The sequence below is a fragment of the Mangrovimicrobium sediminis genome (genome assembly GCF_004745945.1).
Lineage (GTDB): Bacteria > Pseudomonadota > Gammaproteobacteria > Pseudomonadales > Halieaceae > Mangrovimicrobium > Mangrovimicrobium sediminis.
Map to the genome: position 1 here is coordinate 187,888 of NZ_SRLE01000005.1, position 18,138 is coordinate 206,025.

General features: G+C 67.0%; 17 protein-coding genes. 13 read left to right on the forward strand and 4 right to left on the reverse strand.

Annotated features, from left to right (window positions below):
* The first annotated feature begins 12 nt into the window (after positions 1 to 12).
* On the forward strand, positions 13 to 1,875 hold the full coding sequence (locus tag E4634_RS05770; protein WP_135441727.1) for a DUF885 domain-containing protein: 1,863 nt from the start codon (positions 13 to 15) through the stop codon (positions 1,873 to 1,875).
* Here the strand turns inward: E4634_RS05770 and E4634_RS05775 are convergent.
* Complete coding sequence (locus tag E4634_RS05775; RefSeq protein WP_135441729.1) at positions 1,857 to 3,908, reverse strand: TonB-dependent receptor; 2,052 nt, start codon at positions 3,906 to 3,908, stop codon at positions 1,857 to 1,859. The two genes, E4634_RS05770 and E4634_RS05775, sit on opposite strands and share 19 nt — an antisense overlap.
* 2 nt (positions 3,909 to 3,910) lie before the next feature.
* A complete protein-coding gene (locus E4634_RS05780) occupies positions 3,911 to 4,345 on the reverse strand; it encodes a group II truncated hemoglobin (protein ID WP_135441731.1) in 435 nt (144 codons plus the stop codon).
* Between the two features lie 112 nt (positions 4,346 to 4,457).
* On the opposite strand from E4634_RS05780, the gene E4634_RS05785 reads away from it, so the two are divergent.
* The 8 genes from E4634_RS05785 to E4634_RS05820 all read left to right on the forward strand — a co-directional run bounded on the left by E4634_RS05785 (position 4,458) and on the right by E4634_RS05820 (position 11,829).
* Positions 4,458 to 5,132 (forward strand): DUF6498-containing protein, encoded by a 675-nt coding sequence (locus tag E4634_RS05785; RefSeq protein WP_135441733.1) that lies wholly within the window; start codon positions 4,458 to 4,460, stop codon positions 5,130 to 5,132.
* Between the two features lie 95 nt (positions 5,133 to 5,227).
* Entirely contained in the window at positions 5,228 to 6,331 is a 1,104-nt protein-coding gene (locus E4634_RS05790; protein WP_135441735.1) for a phosphoribosylaminoimidazolesuccinocarboxamide synthase, read from the forward strand.
* 7 nt (positions 6,332 to 6,338) lie between these two features.
* Positions 6,339 to 7,088, forward strand: coding sequence for a sulfite exporter TauE/SafE family protein (locus E4634_RS05795; RefSeq protein ID WP_135441737.1), 750 nt, complete (start codon positions 6,339 to 6,341; stop codon positions 7,086 to 7,088).
* A gap of 61 nt (positions 7,089 to 7,149) precedes the next feature.
* Positions 7,150 to 7,554, forward strand: coding sequence for a protein tyrosine phosphatase family protein (locus tag E4634_RS05800; RefSeq protein WP_135441739.1), 405 nt, complete (start codon positions 7,150 to 7,152; stop codon positions 7,552 to 7,554).
* Between the two features lie 26 nt (positions 7,555 to 7,580).
* Positions 7,581 to 8,300, forward strand: coding sequence for an NUDIX hydrolase (locus E4634_RS05805; protein ID WP_167854786.1), 720 nt, complete (start codon positions 7,581 to 7,583; stop codon positions 8,298 to 8,300).
* Positions 8,301 to 8,309: 9 nt separating this feature from the next.
* On the forward strand, positions 8,310 to 8,963 hold the full coding sequence (locus tag E4634_RS05810; protein ID WP_135441743.1) for a cytochrome b/b6 domain-containing protein: 654 nt from the start codon (positions 8,310 to 8,312) through the stop codon (positions 8,961 to 8,963).
* A gap of 245 nt (positions 8,964 to 9,208) precedes the next feature.
* On the forward strand, positions 9,209 to 11,083 hold the full coding sequence (locus E4634_RS05815; protein WP_135441745.1) for a hypothetical protein: 1,875 nt from the start codon (positions 9,209 to 9,211) through the stop codon (positions 11,081 to 11,083).
* A 14-nt stretch (positions 11,084 to 11,097) separates the two neighbouring features.
* Positions 11,098 to 11,829 carry a hypothetical protein gene (locus E4634_RS05820; protein WP_135441747.1) on the forward strand — a complete coding sequence of 244 codons (732 nt, stop codon included), beginning with the start codon at positions 11,098 to 11,100 and terminating at the stop codon, positions 11,827 to 11,829.
* A 21-nt stretch (positions 11,830 to 11,850) separates the two neighbouring features.
* On the opposite strand, the gene E4634_RS05825 is transcribed toward E4634_RS05820, so the two are convergent.
* Both E4634_RS05825 and E4634_RS05830 read right to left on the reverse strand, forming a co-directional pair.
* On the reverse strand, positions 11,851 to 12,912 hold the full coding sequence (locus E4634_RS05825) for a D-2-hydroxyacid dehydrogenase (protein ID WP_135441749.1): 1,062 nt from the start codon (positions 12,910 to 12,912) through the stop codon (positions 11,851 to 11,853).
* Between the two features lie 165 nt (positions 12,913 to 13,077).
* Positions 13,078 to 13,560, reverse strand: a complete 483-nt coding sequence (locus tag E4634_RS05830; protein WP_135441751.1) for a c-type cytochrome — start codon at positions 13,558 to 13,560, stop codon at positions 13,078 to 13,080.
* 199 nt (positions 13,561 to 13,759) lie between these two features.
* On the opposite strand from E4634_RS05830, the gene aptA reads away from it, so the two are divergent.
* The 4 genes from aptA (at position 13,760) to E4634_RS05850 (ending at position 18,128) form a co-directional block, all read left to right on the forward strand.
* Positions 13,760 to 15,100 carry an omega-aminotransferase AptA gene (gene aptA / locus E4634_RS05835; protein ID WP_135441753.1) on the forward strand — a complete coding sequence of 447 codons (1,341 nt, stop codon included), beginning with the start codon at positions 13,760 to 13,762 and terminating at the stop codon, positions 15,098 to 15,100.
* A gap of 22 nt (positions 15,101 to 15,122) precedes the next feature.
* A complete protein-coding gene (locus E4634_RS05840) occupies positions 15,123 to 16,091 on the forward strand; it encodes an AEC family transporter (RefSeq protein ID WP_240725102.1) in 969 nt (322 codons plus the stop codon).
* 128 nt (positions 16,092 to 16,219) lie between these two features.
* Positions 16,220 to 16,609, forward strand: a complete 390-nt coding sequence (locus E4634_RS05845) for a PilZ domain-containing protein (RefSeq protein ID WP_135441755.1) — start codon at positions 16,220 to 16,222, stop codon at positions 16,607 to 16,609.
* Between the two features lie 91 nt (positions 16,610 to 16,700).
* Entirely contained in the window at positions 16,701 to 18,128 is a 1,428-nt protein-coding gene (locus tag E4634_RS05850) for an aldehyde dehydrogenase family protein (protein ID WP_135441757.1), read from the forward strand.
* Positions 18,129 to 18,138 lie beyond the last annotated feature (10 nt).

Below are 18,138 nucleotides of genomic sequence, written 5' to 3' on the forward strand. Positions count from 1 at the left end.
TAATCGAATCGTATGGAACACGTAAAAAGAACGATAACCGCGGTATGTGTGGCGTTTCTGGCGGCCTGGGCCAGTCTGGCGGGCGCAGCCGGCGAGACCGAGCGACTGAACCAGTGGCTGGACGCCCAGTATGAGACCGAGCTGCGCTTCAACCCGTTGACCCTCACCTATTACGGGCGCAAGGAACTCTACGACCAGGTCGATGATTTCAGCGTGGCCGCCGACCTGCGCCGCATCGACTGGCTGGAGGCGAGCGCGGCGCAGATGCAGGCGCAGTTCGACTACGACGCCCTCAGCCGGCCAGGGCGCATCTCCTATGATTTCTGGTTGTTCCGCGCGCGCAGCGAGGCCAGCAAGCGCCCGTTCATCAACCACACCTACGTGCTCGATCAGTACACGGCACTGCACACCTACCCGGTGCAGTACCTCACCAGCTACCACGCCGTGGATACGCCGCAGGATATGCGCGACTACATCGCGCGGGTCAGCCGCTTTGCCCCGGCGCTGGACCAGTTGCTGGAGCGTGCGCGCGATGCGGCGCTTGCGGGCATCCGGCCGCCGCGCTTCGCCTACGACTACGTGGTCTCCCAGAGCCGCGAGATCATCACCGGCTACCCCTTCGATGACGGCGAGGAACCCAGCGCCCTGTGGCAGGACGGCACTGCCAAGATCGACGCCCTGGTGGCGGCCGGCGCACTCGCCGAACCGGCTGCCGCGTCCCTGCGCGCGGCCCTGCGTACGGCCCTGGTGGACGACCTGCAGCCCGCCTACCGGCGCCTGATCGCCTGGGAGCTCGCCGACCGGGAACGCGCATCGGAGGCAGCCCGGGGTGTTTCCGCGCTACCCGACGGCCCGGCGTTCTACCAGCGCCAGCTCGCCTATTACACCCATTCGTCCATGAGCGCCCGCGAAGTCCACGAACTGGGCCTGCGCGAGGTCGAGCGGATCAAGGAGGAGATGGAGGCGATCCGCCGCGAGCTCGGTTTCGCCGGGTCGCTGCAGGACCTGTTCCGCGAAGTGCGCGAGTCGCCGAGTTTCTACTACCCGGACACCGACGCCGGGCGCGACGCCTACCTGGCGCAGACCCGCGACTATCTCGAACAACTGGAGCGCCGCCTGCCCGAGTATTTCGGCCTGCTGCCGCGCTCGCGCCTGGTGGTGAAGCGGGTAGAACCCTACCGTGAGCGCGATGGCGGCGCGCAGTTCTACCAGGGCGGCACCAGCGACGGCTCGCGTCCCGGCGTGTACTACGTGCACCTGTCCGACATGCGCGCGCTGAACCGGACCGATATGGAAACCACCACCTACCACGAGGGTAATCCTGGCCACCATATGCAGTTGTCGATCGCCCGCGAACTGACCGGCCTGCCGGAGTTTCGCGCCCACGAGGGCTACTCCGCGTTCCAGGAGGGCTGGGCGCTGTACGCCGAATACCTGGCCTGGGAAATGGGCGCCTTCGAAGACCCGTACAACGATTTCGGCCGGCTGGTGGCGGAGATCTGGCGGGCGATACGCCTGGTGGTGGACAGCGGCATGCACGCCCTGGGCTGGAGCGAGGAGCGCGCCGTGCAGTATATGCTGGAGAATTCGGCGATCCCGGAGACCGCGGTGCGTTCGGAAATCCAGCGCTACCTGGTCTCGCCCGGCCAGGCGACGTCCTACAAGTCCGGCATGCTGCGTATCCAGGCCCTGCGCCACCAGGCCCAGGTGCAACTGGGTTCGGCCTTCGATATCCGCGGTTTCCACGACGCCGTGCTCGGCGAGGGCTCCCTGCCGCTGCCGATCCTCGAGCGGGTGGTCAACGAGTGGGTCGAATCGCAGTCGGCGCAGCTGTCCGCCGCGCCTGTGGAGGCGTCTCAGCCCCCCGGCGAGTAGGCGACTTCCAGGTAGGCGCCGCGCGGCTGGCCGACGAAGTAGCGGTAGCTGCCGAAGCCGTAGTCCGCGCGCTCCGCGTAGTCCTCGTCCAGCAGGTTGGTCAGCCGCAGGCTGGCCTGCCACTGGCGGCCGAGGTCGGCGGACAGGCGCAGGTTGAACAGCGAGTGGCCGTCGTATTCGTGCTCGTTGTCCGGGTCCAGGAAGTACTCGCCCATGTACACCCACTCCAGTTCCGCGACACCGCGACCGAAGCGCCGCCCGAGGCGGGCGCTGCCGAACTCGCGCGGTGCGGTGTCGACGTCGTTGCCCTTGATGTCGCCGCTGCTGCCCAGCAACTGGATGCGGCTGCTGTAGGTGTGGCGGGCGAAGCTGGCATCCGCCTCGGCGTACCAGGTGTCGGAAGTCCATGCCAGGCTGGCCTCGATGCCGCGGTGTTCGGTGCTCGCCCCGCTCACGTTGTAGCGGTTGCTGTCCTGGAAGATCACGTTGTCCTTGTCCATCGCGTAGGCTGAAATCTCGTAGCTCAGCGATTGCGCCAGCGTGCCGCGCAGGCCTACCTCCAGGTTGTCCAGTTGCTCCGAGTCGAGGTCGGCCACGCGCTGGCCGGACTGCAGGCGATACAGCTCGGTGGCCTGCGGGGCGCGGAAGCCGCGCGCGGCGCGCAGGAACACCAGTTGACTCTCGCCCAGCGCGTAGCTGGCGCCGGCATTCAGCGAGAAATTGTCGAAATCGTCGTCGCGATCCGCCGGGCGGTAGAAGCGGCAGGCGCTGGCGTCGGGGCTGCAGGCGTCGCCGTCAGCGGTTTGGTTGTCGTAGTCGTAGCGGGTGTATTCCCAGCGCACGCCGCCGTCCAGGGTGAGGGCGTCGGCGGACCAGCGCAACTGGCTGAACAGGGCGGCGGTGCTGGCTTCAACCTCGTAGTCGTAGTGCACGCCGGCGGGCTGGTTGGGGCTGAAGTCCTCGGCCTGAGTTTCCTTCAGCCAGCCATCGGTGAAGTCGATGTCGCTGCCGTTGATCCACTGCCAGGCGCCGAGGTCCGAGTGCACCGCGGCCTGCAGTCCGAGGCTGCGGTGGCCGTTTTCCTCCACCGGCTGCCAGGCCAGGAAGTGCATCAGGAATTCCATCTGGTTGTCGCGCACGTAGGGCGTGAGCACCAACTGGTGGTTGTCGCCCAGGGCGCGGCTGGCGCGGCTGTAGGCGAGCAGCGAGCGGGCGTCGCGGTAGGCCTCCGGATTGGGGTTGGTGTCCTTGAGCGAGTCGTCCTTGTAGGCCTCGAAGCCCTGAATGTAGCCGGCGGTTTCCTGGTTGAGGTTGCTCGCATTGACGGCGCTGGAGAACGACCACAGCTCGCCGGCGTAATCGTGGCGCAGGGTCATTTTTTGCTCGTCGTAGCCGGAGTCGTCCTTGTAGCCGCCGTCGCTGGTGCCGTGGGCGCTCAGGCTCACGCCGTGGCGGCCCCAGGTGTTGCCGTAGTGGACCTTGCCGCGGTAGTAGTCGTCCGGCCCGGCCTCCAGCGACACGCGCGATGAGGGCGCTTCCGTGGGCGCTGCGCTGATCACGTTGATGACCCCGTGCATGGCGTTGGAGCCGTACAGCGCCGACGCCGGCCCGCGTATCACCTCGATGCGGCCGGCCTGCTCGGTGTTGGCGTCGAACATCTGGTTGATGTTGCAAAAGCCGGGTGCGCGCAGGCTGATACCGTCGAAGGCCATGAAAAATGCGCCGCAGCCGCCGGCGCCGGTGAGCACCGGGGAGCGCAGCGCGGCCAGGCTCTCCTGGCCGTTGCCGCGGCTGAGCCAGGCGCCGGGGACGCGCTGCATCAGCTCGTTGATGTGCACGTGACCGGTCAGCGCCAGGGCGTCCGCGTCGACACTGCTCCAGGACAGCGGCAGGGCGCTGCCCGATTCCGGCAGGCGGCTGGCGGTAACCAGCACCTGTTCCGCGGTGTCCACGTCGGCCGCCGCGCCGCCTGCGGCGCCAGCCAGCAGGAGAAGCGCACCGCGAACGGCGCGCAGGGTGATGTCGTTGCGCATGGTCAGTGGGAGGCGATGATGTTGGGATCGGTGCTGGCGGCGGTGGGCCCCTCGCGATTGCGCACCGCATCGGCGATGCGGAACATCGGCACCTTGAGCATCTCTTTGAGTTCCGCGCTGGCCTCGATCCGCTCCAGGGCGCTGTCCATGCAGGCCAGCCACATGTCGCGCTCGGCGGGGCCTATCGCGTAGGGCTCGTGCGGCTCGGTCATGCACACGCTGCCGTACTTCGCGGCGTACAGCGGCGGGCCGCCCATCCAGCCGGTGAGGTATTCGGACAGCTTGAGTTTCATCGGCGCCAGGTCCTCGGCGTGCATGGCGCGCAGGGGCGCGAGCTCCGGGTCTTCATCCATGATGTCGTAGAAGGCGGTGGCGAGTGCGCGCACGCCTTCGGCGCCGAGGATCTGGTAGGGGGTTTGCGGTTGTGACGATGACATGCGCAAAAAGCCTGTTCTTTTATGGTGAATCTGCGGTATCCCGGTATTCTACCTCTATCCGTGGGGGAATTGGCGCCGCGTGACATAATTTTAACCGGGGGACACCGCCGCCGTGGCCGAACTCGTCGACAGCACCGACGCCTATTGGGGTCCGCGCCGCAGGATCAGCCTGGTCGCGCTGGTCGCGGTCAACCTGTTGCCGCTGGCCGGGGTGGTCTTCCTCGACTGGGACGTCGCCTCGCTGATGGTGCTGTACTGGTCGGAAAACATCATCCTGGGCTTTTTCACCCTGCTCAAGATGGTGATGGTGGCGCCGCTGGGTACCTTGTTTGCAGGGCCTTTCTTCGTCATTCATTACGGTGGTTTTTGCGGTGTGCACGGCCTGTTCCTGGTCAGCCTGCTGCTGGACAGCGATTTCTCGCCCATGCCCGACGACCCCTGGCCGGCGTTCCTGGTGTTCCCGCAGCTCCTGCTCAACGTCTGCCTGGAGGTCCTGCGCTTCGCCCCGCCGGAGTGGATGTTCGCCTTCGCCGCGCTGTTTGCCAGTCACGGCATTTCCTTTATGGTCAACTTCCTGCGCGGGCCGGAGCGCGAGGCGGGTAGCGCGCAGAAACTCATGACCCAGCCCTACGGGCGCATCGTGGTGCTGCACGTGGCCATCCTGTTCGGCGCCTTCGCCATTTCCATCTTCGGCGAGAAGCTGTTCATGCTGGTCATCCTGGTGCTGGTGAAGCTGGGCCTGGACGTGACCCTGCACCTGCGCGAGCACCGCAAGGCGGCGCCCTGAACAGGTGTGTCACGGCGGCGGCTGTAGTAAAATCTGCCGCCCGCGCCGGCCCGTGCCGGCACTCCACGACGAACCGCGACCCCAGGAACAGCACCATGAGTCTTGCCGATACCGTTCTCGCCGTTAACGACGATCTTCCCATTCGCACCGACAGCCCGGTGCACAGCGGCAAGGTGCGCTCGGTGTACTGGCTCACGGCGCAGGACAGCGCGCGGTTGATCGCCGAGCGCGGCTACGATGTCGCCGCGGACGCGCCGCTGGCGGTGATGGTCATCTCCGATCGCATCTCCGCCTTCGAGTGCATCTGGCAGGGCGAGGGCGGCATGGCCGGCGTGCCGGGCAAGGGCGCCGCGCTCAACGCCATCTCCAACCACTGGTTCGAGAGCTTCCGCCAGCAGGGCCTGGCCGACAGCCACATCCTGGAGATCCCGCACCCGCTGGTGTGGGTGGTGCAGAAGGCGCGCCCGGTGATGATCGAGGCGATCGCCCGGCAGTACATCACCGGCTCCATGTGGCGCGCCTACGACAAGGGCGAGCGCGACTTCTGTGGCATCCAGATCCCGGACGGCCTGCAGCGCGACCAGAAGCTGCCGGAACTGCTCATCACCCCGTCCACCAAGGGCATCCTCGAGGGCATCCCGGGCGTGCCGGCGCAGGACGACGTGAACATCACCCGCGAGGACATCGTCTCCAACTTCGAGGCCTTCAAATTCCGCAGCGTGGCCGACGTCGACCTCTACGAAAAACTGCTGCGCGAGGGCTTCGACCTGATCTCCGCGCGCCTGGCCGAACTGGACCAGATCTTCGTCGACACCAAGTTCGAGTTCGGCTACGTCACCGACAAGGCCGGCAACGAGAAGCTCATCTACATGGACGAGGTAGGCACGCCGGATTCCTCGCGCATCTGGGACGGCGCCGCCTACCGCGAGGGCCGCGTGGTGGAGAACTCCAAGGAGGTGTTCCGCCAGCTGCTGCTCTCCCACTTCCCGGAGCCGGACATCCTGCTCAACAAGTCGCGCATGGACGAGCGCTACGCGCTGGCGCGGGACAATGCGCTGCCCACCGAGGTGCTGATGCAGGTCTCCGCGACCTATACCGGCATTGCCGAGAAGATCACTGGTGTGCCGGTGCCGGTCTCCGACAACCCCAAGGCGGAGATTATCGACATCCTGCGCCGGGAGTTCTCCCTGGTCGACTGACAGCGGTATGCTCACTGACCCCAGCTTCTACCTGGTCAGTATCCCCGCGGTGCTGCTCTACGGCATCGCCAAAGGCGGCTTTGGCGGGGCCATGTCCATGCTTTCGGTGCCGATGATGGCGCTGGTCATGCCGCCCACCCAGGCCGCGGCGATCATCCTGCCCATCCTGGTGGTGATGGACGGCTTCGCCGTGCACACCTACTGGGGCCACTACGACCGCCGTGCCCTGCGCCTGCTGTTGCCCGGGGCGATCGTCGGCGTGGGCATCGGTTATCTCGCCGCGGGCGTCACCCACGACGCCTTCATGCGCGTGCTCATCGGCGCCATCTCGCTGGCCTTTGCCGCCCAGCAGCTACTGCGCCTGCGCGCCAGCACCTCGTCTGAGCACAACCCGGTGGCGGCCACCGTATTCGGCACACTCGCCGGTTTCACCAGTTTCAACATCCACGCCGGCGGCCCGCCTTTCACCATGTACCTGATGCCCAAGCGCCTGGAACCGCTGCTGTTTGCCGGTACCGCGGGGGTGTTCTTCGCCGTGGTCAACCTGGTCAAGCTGGTGCCTTACACCTTGCTCGGCCAGTTCAGCACCACCAACCTGCTGTACTCGGCGGTGCTGGTGCCGCTGGCGCCGCTGGGAGTGAAACTCGGGCACTTCCTGGTGCGGCGCTCCTCGCCGGGGTTTTACTACCAGGTGATCAACCTGTGCCTGCTCGCGGTCGGCCTCAAGCTGCTCTGGGAAGGCGTGGCCAACTGGTAGCCGCGGGGCGCCCTAGGCGCTGACACCGGGCTCTGGTATAAACCCAGTCGGAGGTATTCCCATGCAAGCCTACAGACTCACTGACACCCTCGCCGTGTGCGGGCAGATCAGCACCGCCGCGGTCGCGGAAATTGCCGCCGCCGGCTTCAAGGTACTGGTCAACAACCGCCCGGACGGCGAGGAGATGAACCAGCCCAGCAGCGCCGAAATCCAGGCCGCCGCCGAGGCCGCGGGTCTCGAGTACTACCACATGCCGGTCAACGCCATGAGCTTTCCCGGCGAGCAGATCGAGGAGATGGCGACGTTGTTCGACGACCCCGAGCGCCCGGTGTTCGCCTTTTGCCGCACCGGCACCCGCTGCACTAACCTGTGGGTGGTCTCGCGCGAGCCGCAGTTGCGCGAGGAGGCCGCCGCCCATGCCCATCGCCTGGGGTTCGACCTGTCCCTGGCCATGCGCATGCTGTGAAGCAGCCAGCCGCCGCGCAACCTGCCGTGACTGACGACGTCCCGATCAAGCCTGCGAGCACCGTCGCCCTGCTGCGCGATTCGGCGCAGGGTATCGAGACCCTGTTGCTGCGCCGCGGCCAGGACCTCGCCTTTGCCCCGGATCGCTGGGTGTTTCCCGGCGGACGCCTGGAAGCCGCGGACTACACCGCGGACGCGGGCGAGGTGGGTGAAGAAAGTGCTGCCCGCCAGGCCGCCGCACGCGAGTCGCTGGAGGAGTGCGGCCTGCACCCGGACCCGGCGGCGATGCAGTTGCTCAGCCGCTGGACCACGCCGGTTGGACACCCGCGCCGTTTTTCGACGTATATTTTCGCCGCACCGCTACCCGGTAGCGAAGCGGTAGTGGTCGATGGCGGCGAGATCTGCGATTACTGCTGGCTGCCTGTGGCGGAGGCCCTGCAGCGCCACTGCGCCGGGCAACTGGACATCCTGCCGCCGACCATGGTGACCCTGCGCCTGATCACGCGCTTTACCGCGGTCGACGAGTTCCTGCGGGCGGCGAGCGCGATGCCGGTGCCGCAGATATTCCCCGTCTTGTGCCGCACGGAGACCGGCATGGCCTCCCTGTACGCCGGTGATGCCGGCTACGCCAGTGCGGACCCGGACGTCCCCGGCGCCCGGCATCGCTCGGTGTTCGCCGCCGATCACTGGGTGTATACCTACGAGGCGGTGGATGCAGCCCACCCGCCACTGATTCCCCTGGACTGAGGTACCAACATGAGCCAGAACCACGTCGTCTGGGATATTCCCACGCGCATCTTCCACTGGAGCGTCGTGGTCTGTGTCGCGCTCGCCTGGTGGAGCGGCGAGGAGGGCAATTTCGAGGTGCACGAGTGGGCCGGGTACACCCTGGTGGTACTCGTGCTCACCCGTATCGTATGGGGGTTCGTCGGCAGCCGGCATTCGCGCTTTGGCGATTTCCTGGCCGGGCCGCGGCACGTGCTCGCCTACCTGCGCGGTGCGGGCAGCAGCACACCGGGACACAATCCCCTGGGCGGCTGGTCGGTCATGGCACTGCTGTCGCTGCTGTTGATACAGGGCGTCAGCGGGCTGTTCAACAGCGACGACATCCTGTTCGATGGCCCCCTGCATTACCTCGGCGGCGACTTCAGCGACACCATGGGCGAAATTCACGAGATCGCGTTCAACCTGCTATTGGCGTTCGTCGCACTGCACATTGCCGCCATCGCCTACTACCAGGTGTTCCGCCGCGACCAGTTGGTGCGCGTCATGCTGCTGGGCAAGGCCGATGGCAAGAGCGGCCGCGAGGCGCCGCGCAGCGCCTGGCTGGCGCTGGTGATTTTCGCTGTGATCGCCGCCGCTTTCTGGTTTGGCCTGGAGCAGGCACCGCAGCCCACCAGCTATTGGTAGCTGCCGGGTAATGCCGGTTCTTTAGCGCCGCTGGCGGCGAATGTCCCGGATTGTGAAGGGGTGCACACTGCAGCGCTACTGCCGCCGTGCGGAAAATGGTACGCTCTTTTCCAATTGTGGGGACGCGGTAGCCGCCTTGCACTGCATAGTGGCCACCTGAACACAAAAAAACAGGGCAGGGTCTGACATAACCGCCCGCACGTCCCCGTCGATGACGACCGCATCGGTCCAGGGAGACGTATCTCATGAGCAGGGGCATCCCATGCATGCTGCTGGCGCTCGGCCTGGGGGTCAGCGTGCCCGCCGTGGCCCAGCCGGTAGTGCTGGAGCAGCAACTCAACAGCGTAGGCGGCGAAGCCGTGGCGGTGACCGGCGAATGGGCATTCGTCGGCGACCCGGACAATTGCCGCGCCTATGTTTTCAAATACGATTATGTGACCAACCTCTGGGGCAATGGCGTCGGCGTGGCGGGACTGCCGTACACGATACTGGGTTCGGTGTCCGGTTGTGGCTTCGCGGCGACATTCGCCAATCTCGGGCGCTTTGGCGAATCCATCGCCACCGATAACGGCCTGGTGGTTATCGGCGCGTCCACCGGCTTCGATGCCGGCGGCTTCTACAACTCCGGCCGGGTGTTCGTCTTTCACTACGACGCGGGCGCGGTCGGCGGCGCCACCGGTGGCTGGATCGGCAACACGGCGGTCAACGGCGCGCGTGAAGCCGGCCTGGCCAGCGACCAGCAGACCAACGCGTTTTTTGGATTTTCCGTGGCGGTGAGCTACGACGATGCCACCGGTATCGCCACGCTGGTCGTGGGCGCCCCCGGCTACAACATCCCCGGCCAGTCGGATGCCGGCAAGGTGTACGCCTACGAGTGGGACACCAATCCCCCCACGCCCACGCTGACGTTCCTTGCCTCGGATACCGGCAATGCCGCCGGTGACATGCTCGGTTACCAGGTGTCCGCCAACGACAGCGCCTACATGGGCGGCGTTCCCGGCGCGGACAGCGCCGGCTTTACCGACAACGGTGCGGCGTTCTTCTACGGTGCCAGCCCCGCGGTGGTCACCGACCTCGACCCGCCCGGGCTGACCGCGGATGGCGACAGCCTGGGCTTCGATGTGTCGCTGGCTGATGACGGTATCGCCCTGCTGGGCGGTGTCGACAGCTATGTGTTGCGCGAAAGTGGCGGCAGCTACCAGTACGAGGCGGTGCTCACCGGCACCCAGGGCGGCGCCGTGTCACAGAGCGGTGGCGTCTACGGTTTTGGTTACCAGGGCAGTTCGGTGCGCCTGTACTACGCCGACACGGATTTCACCGCGACGGAAGACTGGCGTGTGGACAAGACCGAAGTAGCCTTCGGCCGCGATATCAGCGCTGCGGATGACCTGCGCGTGCTGGTCAACGGCGAGACCAACAATCGTGCCTATGCCTACAGCACGCCCTGTGGCCGCGGCGGTGACCTTATCGCCAACCAGTGGACGCTCATCGGGCTGCCCTGCGACACCGGCAGCGCGACCATCGACCAGATCTTCGGCGACGACCTCGGCGTCTACGGCACTGACTGGTATATGTACCGCCAGGGCACGGATTACAGCGGCGCCGGCTCCGCGTACATCGGCCTGTCCGCCAGCGACACCCTGGAACCGGGACGCGGCTACTGGTTGATTTCCGCCAGCGATGCCAGCTGGCAGGTGGACCAGCCGATCGCCGCGCAACACAGTGCCGCCGCGATCGACCCGCTGACCCGCGCCCTGGTCGGCGCGGTTTTCCCCTTCGACCTGAACGCGTTGATGGGCACCAGCTATACCCCGGACAGCGACGCCCGGGTGATGCTCGCCAACCCCTTCCCCGCGGCGGTGGACTGGTCGCTCAGCGCCATCGAGGACGTCGGCGGACTACCGCCGGTGGCCATCGGCGCAGTGCCCTGGTTCGAGGGCGGCAGCCCCACCGCCTACGTTTACGACGCGGCGAGCGATGGCTACACCGTGGTCGACGGCAGCGTGCCGGGCGCACCGCGGGAAATCGGGGCGGGCGAGGGTTTCTTCGTCCGTTTCAACAATACTTTCTACACCGAGCGCGCCACGCAGAAATACCTGCGCATGGCGCGCGGCAAGTGAGCGGGGTGAGGGCGATGCAACGACCGACCACAACGCGCCGCGTGCTGTCCCTGCTGGCCCTCGCCTGCGCACTGGCCGCGGGCACGGCCCAGGCGCAGCAGGCGCCGCGCCACAACCAATGGTACCTGGCCACCAGCATCAGCGTTTTCGATGCGGTCGCCGGGAAGTCTTACAGCGCACCCAACCGTGCGCTGATCGGCCAGCTGGTGGATGCCAGCGACGATTGCGACCGTTTCGACCTGGCCGCGTTTTCCGCCTCCAACGGGGCGCGAGCCGCGGTGGTCTTCGAGCGGCCCGCCTGCGGCGGCGAACTGGTGTCCGACTACCACGCGCGCAAGGGGCGCCGCGGCGAGTGGGAGATGACCGTGTACAGCACGGTCGCCGGCGGCGCGGTCACGCTCAGCTGGGACAGCTTCCACGCGCTGAAGCGCTCCGCGCGCGGGGGTGAAGTCAGCTACAGGGAAACCCCGACGCGCAACAGCCAGACCCTGCAGAACCTGCACCTGGTCGACCTGGAAACCCTTGAGGTGATCGACGCCCTGGGTGCCGACGGGCGGCCCAACAGTTATACCTTCACCCTCGACGGACAGACGCGGCGGGATTTCCGTTGGGTGTTGGGGAATGTGAAGTCCCGGGCGTTCAAGCCGATCGTGCGCGCGGCGAGTGCCAGCGCTGCGGTGGGCAGCACCCGCGCTGTGGCGCCGACGGCAGCGGGCAAGTTCGGCCTGCCCCCCGCGGCGAACTGAGCAGGGAGTTACGGCGCGCGGTCAGTAACCGCGGACCATGTCCACCGGGTTGAGCAGCGCCTCGCCCGCGGCATAGCGGCGCAGGTTTTCCTGGGCGATGGCCACGCTGCGGCGCAGGCTGTCGCCGCCGGTCGCGGCGATATGCGGGGTGACGATGAGCCGCGGCAGGTGCCACAGGGGGTGGTCCTGCGGCAGCGGTTCCGGATCGGTGACATCCAGCCCCGCGGCATACAATTGGCCGTTCTCCAGCGCGTGGACCAGGTCCGCGGTGACCGTGGTCGCGCCGCGCCCGACGCTGATGAAAATCGTGCGCCCGCGCAGTTTCCCAAAAAATTCCTTATCGAACAGGCCCTGCGTGCTGTCGGTCAAGGGCAGCGCGTTGACCACGACGTCCGCCTCGGCCGCCAGGGTATCGAGTTCGTCCGCCAAACCGACATAGTCCACGTAGTCCGGCCCTTCGCGCGATGAATTGCGCGTAGCGATGACGCGCATGCCGAGCCCGTGGGCGCGACTGGCTACCTCGGTACCGATGCCGCCGAGGCCGGCCACCAGCAGGGTCTTGCCCGCCAGTTCCCCGAAGTGTTCGCGCTCCGCGATTTCCCGCTCCCAGGCGCCGCGCAGCTGCGCGGCGTGGTAGTCGGGCAGGCCGCGCGCGAGCGACAGCAGCATGGCGATGGCGTGTTCGGCGATGGCCGGTGCGGACAGGCGCTTGCTGTTGCTGAACACTTTGCCGGCGAATACCGCGTCGTCGAGGCCGAGGCAGCGATCGACGCCGACGCTGTAACTGTGAAGCCAGAACAGGGAATCGCCGGCGGCGGCGAACACCTCGGGCGTACACAGGCCGATCACCGCGTCGGCGCCGGCGAGCACGCCGGGGTCTGCGCCCATCTGTGCATCGAACACCAGCTCGAGGTCACCGGCCGCGGCGGTGAATCCCGCGCGAAAATCCGGCACGGCGGCGGCGATACTGCCCGGCGCCATCACCACCACCTTGCGCGGTGCCCAGCCGGGTATTTCGCGCAGTGGGGTGTCGGCGGTGTCCAGGCTGCGGGCGTCGATAATCGCCTGTACCGGTTTTGGCACCGATGTGGCGAGGGGTGTGCCGGGCGCCTGCGCGGTGGCGGTCGAAGCCCCGTCGCTCGCGAATACTGCGAGTAGCGCTAGCGCCGGAGCGAGGCGCCCCACACCGGTTGTGGAGCGCGCGTAGAGTGCAGTCCGTTGCACGGCAGCGGAGTCAGTAGAGCCGAATCAGTAGAGATAGTCCTTGGACTTGAACTCGTCGTGACAGCCCTTGCAGGTCTTGCCGGTCTCGCCGACGGCCGCCGCGATGGCTTTCTTGTCGCCGCTGTCGGCGGCCACCTGCAGCGCCGCGACGGCTTCCTGCAGTTCTGCCAGGTCGGCCTTGAAGTCGTCGAACTCCTCCCAGATTTCGGGCTTGGCGCGGGTGGTGCCTTTCTCGGTGCCGGGCGGGAAGGCGCGCGAGACGTCCATCTGGGTCAGCGCGCTGAGGTCGCTGGCGGCGGTCTTTGCCATCTCGTCGTTCCACGGCATATCGCCCTTGACCATCGACGCCAGGGTGCCGAAGTTCATTCCCACCAGGGCGAACCAGGACTGCCGGTAGGACTGCATTGGCTGTTTGTCGTCGAGGTGGGCGGGCGCCTGCAGCGATACTGCGAGGCCGGCGGCCAGGACGGGCAGGGACAGGAGCAGGGTTCGGGTTTTTCCGCGCATGGTAATCTCCAGCAGGATGGATTGTTTTCCGGGGTTGAGGGAGCAGTTTAGGCAGGGGCCCCGGCACAGGGCAAGTGAATGTGGCCGGTGCGAGGTGCCCGGGCGCTGCAGCTACCACCATGGAGTTAGTTCCGGCGCTTTTATGTTGCCGGGGCCGGGGCGTAGAATTTGGGTTTCCCCCCGCAACAGAGAAACTCCCATGACCAGCCCGCAGCACCTGCGCCAGCCGCTCACCCGCGAGCAACTGGAAGCGCACTGGATGCCGTATACCGGCAACCGCCAGTTCAAGGACGACCCGCGCATGATCGTCGGCGCCGAGGGCGCCTATTTCATCGACGACCGCGGCCGCCGCGTCTTCGACGGCCTGTCGGGCCTGTGGTGTTCCGGGCTGGGACACAACCGGCCGGAGATCACCGAGGCGGTCACCCGCCAGCTGCAGACGCTCGACTACTCCCCGGCGTTCCAGTTCGGCCAGCCGTTGTCCTTTGAACTGGCCAACCGCATCAAGGCGCTGACCCCGGACGGCCTGGACTACGTGTTCTTCACCAACTCCGGCTCCGAGTGCGCGGACACCGCGCTGAAGATGGCCCGCGCCTACTGGCGGCTCAAGGGCCAGCCGGCCAAGACCAAGCTGATCGGCCGCGCCAAGGGCTATCACGGCGTCAACTTCGGCGGCATCTCGGTGGGCGGCATCGGCGCCAACCGCAAGTTGTTCGGCACGGCGGTGGACGCCGACCACCTCTCGCATACCCTGTTGCCGGAAAACGCCTTTACCCGCGGTATGCCCGAGCGCGGCGCCCACCTGGTGGAGGAGCTGCTGGAGCTGATCGCGCTGCACGACGCCTCGAACATTGCCGCGGTGATCGTCGAGCCGCTGGCCGGTTCCGCCGGTGTGATCCCGCCCCCGGTGGGCTATCTGCAGCGCCTGCGCGAAATCTGCGATGCCCACGATATACTGCTGATCTTCGACGAAGTGATCACCGGTTTCGGTCGCATGGGCGCGATGACCGGCGCCGAGGCCTTCGGCGTGACGCCGGACATCATGAACGTGGCCAAGCAGATGACCAACGGCGCCATTCCCATGGGCGCGGTGATCGCCAGCAGCGAGATCTACCAGACTTTCATGGCCCAGGGCGGCCCCGAGTACATGCTGGAGTTCCCCCACGGCTACACCTACTCGGCGCATCCGGTGGCCTGCGCCGCGGGCCTGGCCGCGCTGGAGGTGCTTGAGCGCGAGAACTTCCCCGGGCGGGTGGCGCAACTCGCGCCGCACTTCGAGGCGGCGCTGCACCAGTTGCAGGGCAAGCCGCATGTCGCGGATATCCGCAATTATGGTTTCGCCGGCGCGTTGACCCTGGCCGCCTACCCCGGCGAACCCGCGCGGCGCCCCTTTGAGCTGGCCATGCGCATGTGGGAGAAGGGCTTCTACGTGCGCTACGGCGGCGATACCGTGCAGCTGGGCCTGCCGTTCATCACCGAGACCGCGGAGATCGACAGCCTGTGCAGCGCCCTCGGCGAGAGCCTGGACGAACTGGCCTGAGCGGAACCGGGATGACAGCGGTTTGAGCCCCGGCGGCGCCGCGGAGTTATTTCTCGCCTGCCTGCGGGTTTCCCTGCCCACCTTCGGCTGGGTGATCGCCGGCATGCTGCTGGCGCGCGCCGGGCTGCTGCCCCAGGCCCTCAACGATCGCATCTCGAAACTGGCATTCCGCTTCGGCCTGCCGGTGATGCTGTTCGCCTGCGCCGCGCCGGTGGACTACCGCAACGCGCTGCACGCGGGCTACGTGCTGGTCGGCGTGTTCGCCACCGTGCTGGTGGTGGGCCTGTCCTGGCTGTACAGCCGCTGGCGCGGACACCCGCCGCGCGAGCAGGGGCTGTTTGTGCAGGGGGCCTACCGCTCCAACCTGGCGATTGTCGGCCTGGCCCTGTGCATTGCCGCTTACGGCGAAGCCGGAGGACGCCTGGCGGCGCTGCCGGTGGCGCTGATGACCACCCTGTACAACCTGCTCGCCGTATTCGTGCTCAACGCCAGTCTCGGCGGCAATGCCTCACCGCTGGCGGCACTGCGCGGCGTGCTCACCAACCCGCTGATCATCGGCATTGCCGCCGGGGTCGCCCTGTCGCTGTCCGGGTTGCCGGTGCCGGCGTTGCTGGAACCGGCGGGGCTGTGGCTGTCGCGTTTCTTCCTGCCCCTGATGCTGGTGTGCATCGGCGGCGCCATCCGCCTGTCCGACCTGCACCGCGCCGGGAGCCTGGCTTGGGAGGCCACCGCCTGGCGCCTGCTGGTGAGCCCGGCGCTCACCGTCGCGCTCGCCCTCGCACTGGGCATTCGCGGCGAAACCCTGGGCGTGCTGTTCCTGCTCGTGGCCACCCCGGCCGCCGCTTCCGGCTACGTGATGGTGGTGGCGGCGCGCGGCAACGGCACCCTGGCGGCCAATATCATCGTGCTCACCACCCTGTGCTCACTGGGCAGCATCACCCTGGGCCTGTTCCTGCTCTCGCTGCTGGGGTTGGCCGGAGACCTCAGCTGACGGCTGTGCGTAAAGGCTTTTTCGCTGCTTTGCAATATAAAGTGCAGGAATCTCCAGTTTTAAGCTGACGCAAAGTGTGAACTGGGTCACATTCTGGGTTTGCAGGGGATAACGACGAGGTATCAGGGGTGAATCACGATTTTCTCAACCGGCGCAAGCACGAGCGCTTTTCAACCGCCCAGGCGCTGTTCATCGAGGTAGAGGGCCGGTCTGGCGGCCGCGAGTCCGACAACATGGTCTTGCGTTGCGAGGCCGTGGACATTTCCGTCGGCGGGCTGCGCATCGAGGTCCCGGAGGCGATCCCCGCCGGCGCCAGGCTCAATATCGCGGTGCCCTTCGGCGACTGGAAGGACAACCTGGAACTGGCGGGCAAGGCCATGTGGTGCCGCCCGGCCGAAGGTTGCCCCGGTTACTGGGTGGGACTGCAGCTGGAAGACGCCTGTCGCGAGGACATGGAACGCTGGTGCCAGGTGGTGTACCTGATGAGCCGCGACCGCCAGGCCAGCCGCAGCGCCTGAGCACTCCCTTAAGGGGTGATGGCAGCGCGCCCGGCGCTACCGCTAGAATGCCGTTTTTCAACGACAACTGCGGCAGCCCGGGAGGCCCTCCATGCGTGATTACCGGAAATTCTATATCGACGGCCAGTGGGTCGCTCCGGCGCAGGCGCGCGACCTGGATGTCATCAACCCGGCCAACGAAACCGTCTGCGGTGTGATCTCCCTGGGTGGCGCGGCGGATGTCGATGCCGCCGTGGCCGCCGCGAAACGCGCTTTTACCAGCTTCGGCCGCAGCAGCCGCGCCGAGCGCGTGGAACTGCTCGAAGCCTGTGTCGCCACCTACGAAAAACGCTACGACGATGTCGCCACCGCGATTCGCGAGGAGATGGGCGCGCCGCAGGCCTTTGCCCTCGCCGAGCAGGCGGACTGCGGCCTGGGCCACCTCAAGGAAGCCCTGCGCGTGCTGCGCGAGTTCGTCTTCGAGGAGGACCTGGCCAACTCACGGGTGTTCCGTGAGCCTATCGGTGTGTGCGGGTTAATCACCCCTTGGAACTGGCCGGTCAACCAGATCGGTTGCAAGGTCGCACCGGCGCTGGCCGTGGGCTGCACCATGGTGTTGAAGCCCAGCGAGATCGCGCCGCTGTCCGCCTGGGTGTGGAGCGAGATCATGCACGAGGCCGGCGTACCGGCGGGCGTGTACAACATGGTCAACGGCGACGGTCCCGGCGTGGGCACGGCGCTGTCCTGTCACCCGGACGTGGACATGATGTCCTTCACCGGCTCGACCCGCGCCGGTGTCCTGGTGGCGCAGAACGCCGCCCCCAGCGTCAAGCGCGTGGCCCAGGAACTGGGCGGCAAGAGTCCGAACATCATTCTCGATGACGCTGACCTCGACAAGGCCGTGACCCGCGGCGTGTTGCACATGTGCGCCAACACCGGGCAGTCCTGCAACGCGCCCTCGCGCATGCTGGTGCCGGCGCACAAACTGGAGGAGGCCGAGGCCATCGCCGCGCGGGTGGCCGCGGGTGTGGTGGTCGGCGACCCGGCGGACGACACCACGGTCATGGGGCCGGTGGTCTCACAGCAGCAGTTCGACAAGATCCAGGGGCTGATCGAGCAGGGCATCGCCGAGGGTGCGAAGCTGGTCGCCGGCGGCCCGGGCAAGCCCGAGGGCCTGGAGACTGGCTACTTCGTGCGCCCGACGGTGTTCTCCGGCGCCAGCAACGACATGACTATCGCCCGGGAAGAAATCTTCGGTCCCGTCCTGACCATGATTCCCTACACCAGCGAGGAAGAGGCGATCGCCATCGCCAACGACACGCCCTACGGCCTGGCCGGTTACGTACAGAGCGGGGATATCGAGCACGCGCGTGCCGTGGCGTCGCGCATCCGCGCCGGCAACATCAAGATCAACGGTGCCTTCGGCGGCTACGCAGTGCCCTTTGGCGGCTACAAGCAGTCCGGCAATGGCCGCGAGTGGGGCGAGCACGGCTTCGCCGATTTCCTCGAGACCAAGGCTGTAGAGGGCTTCGCGGGCTGATCAGGCCCAG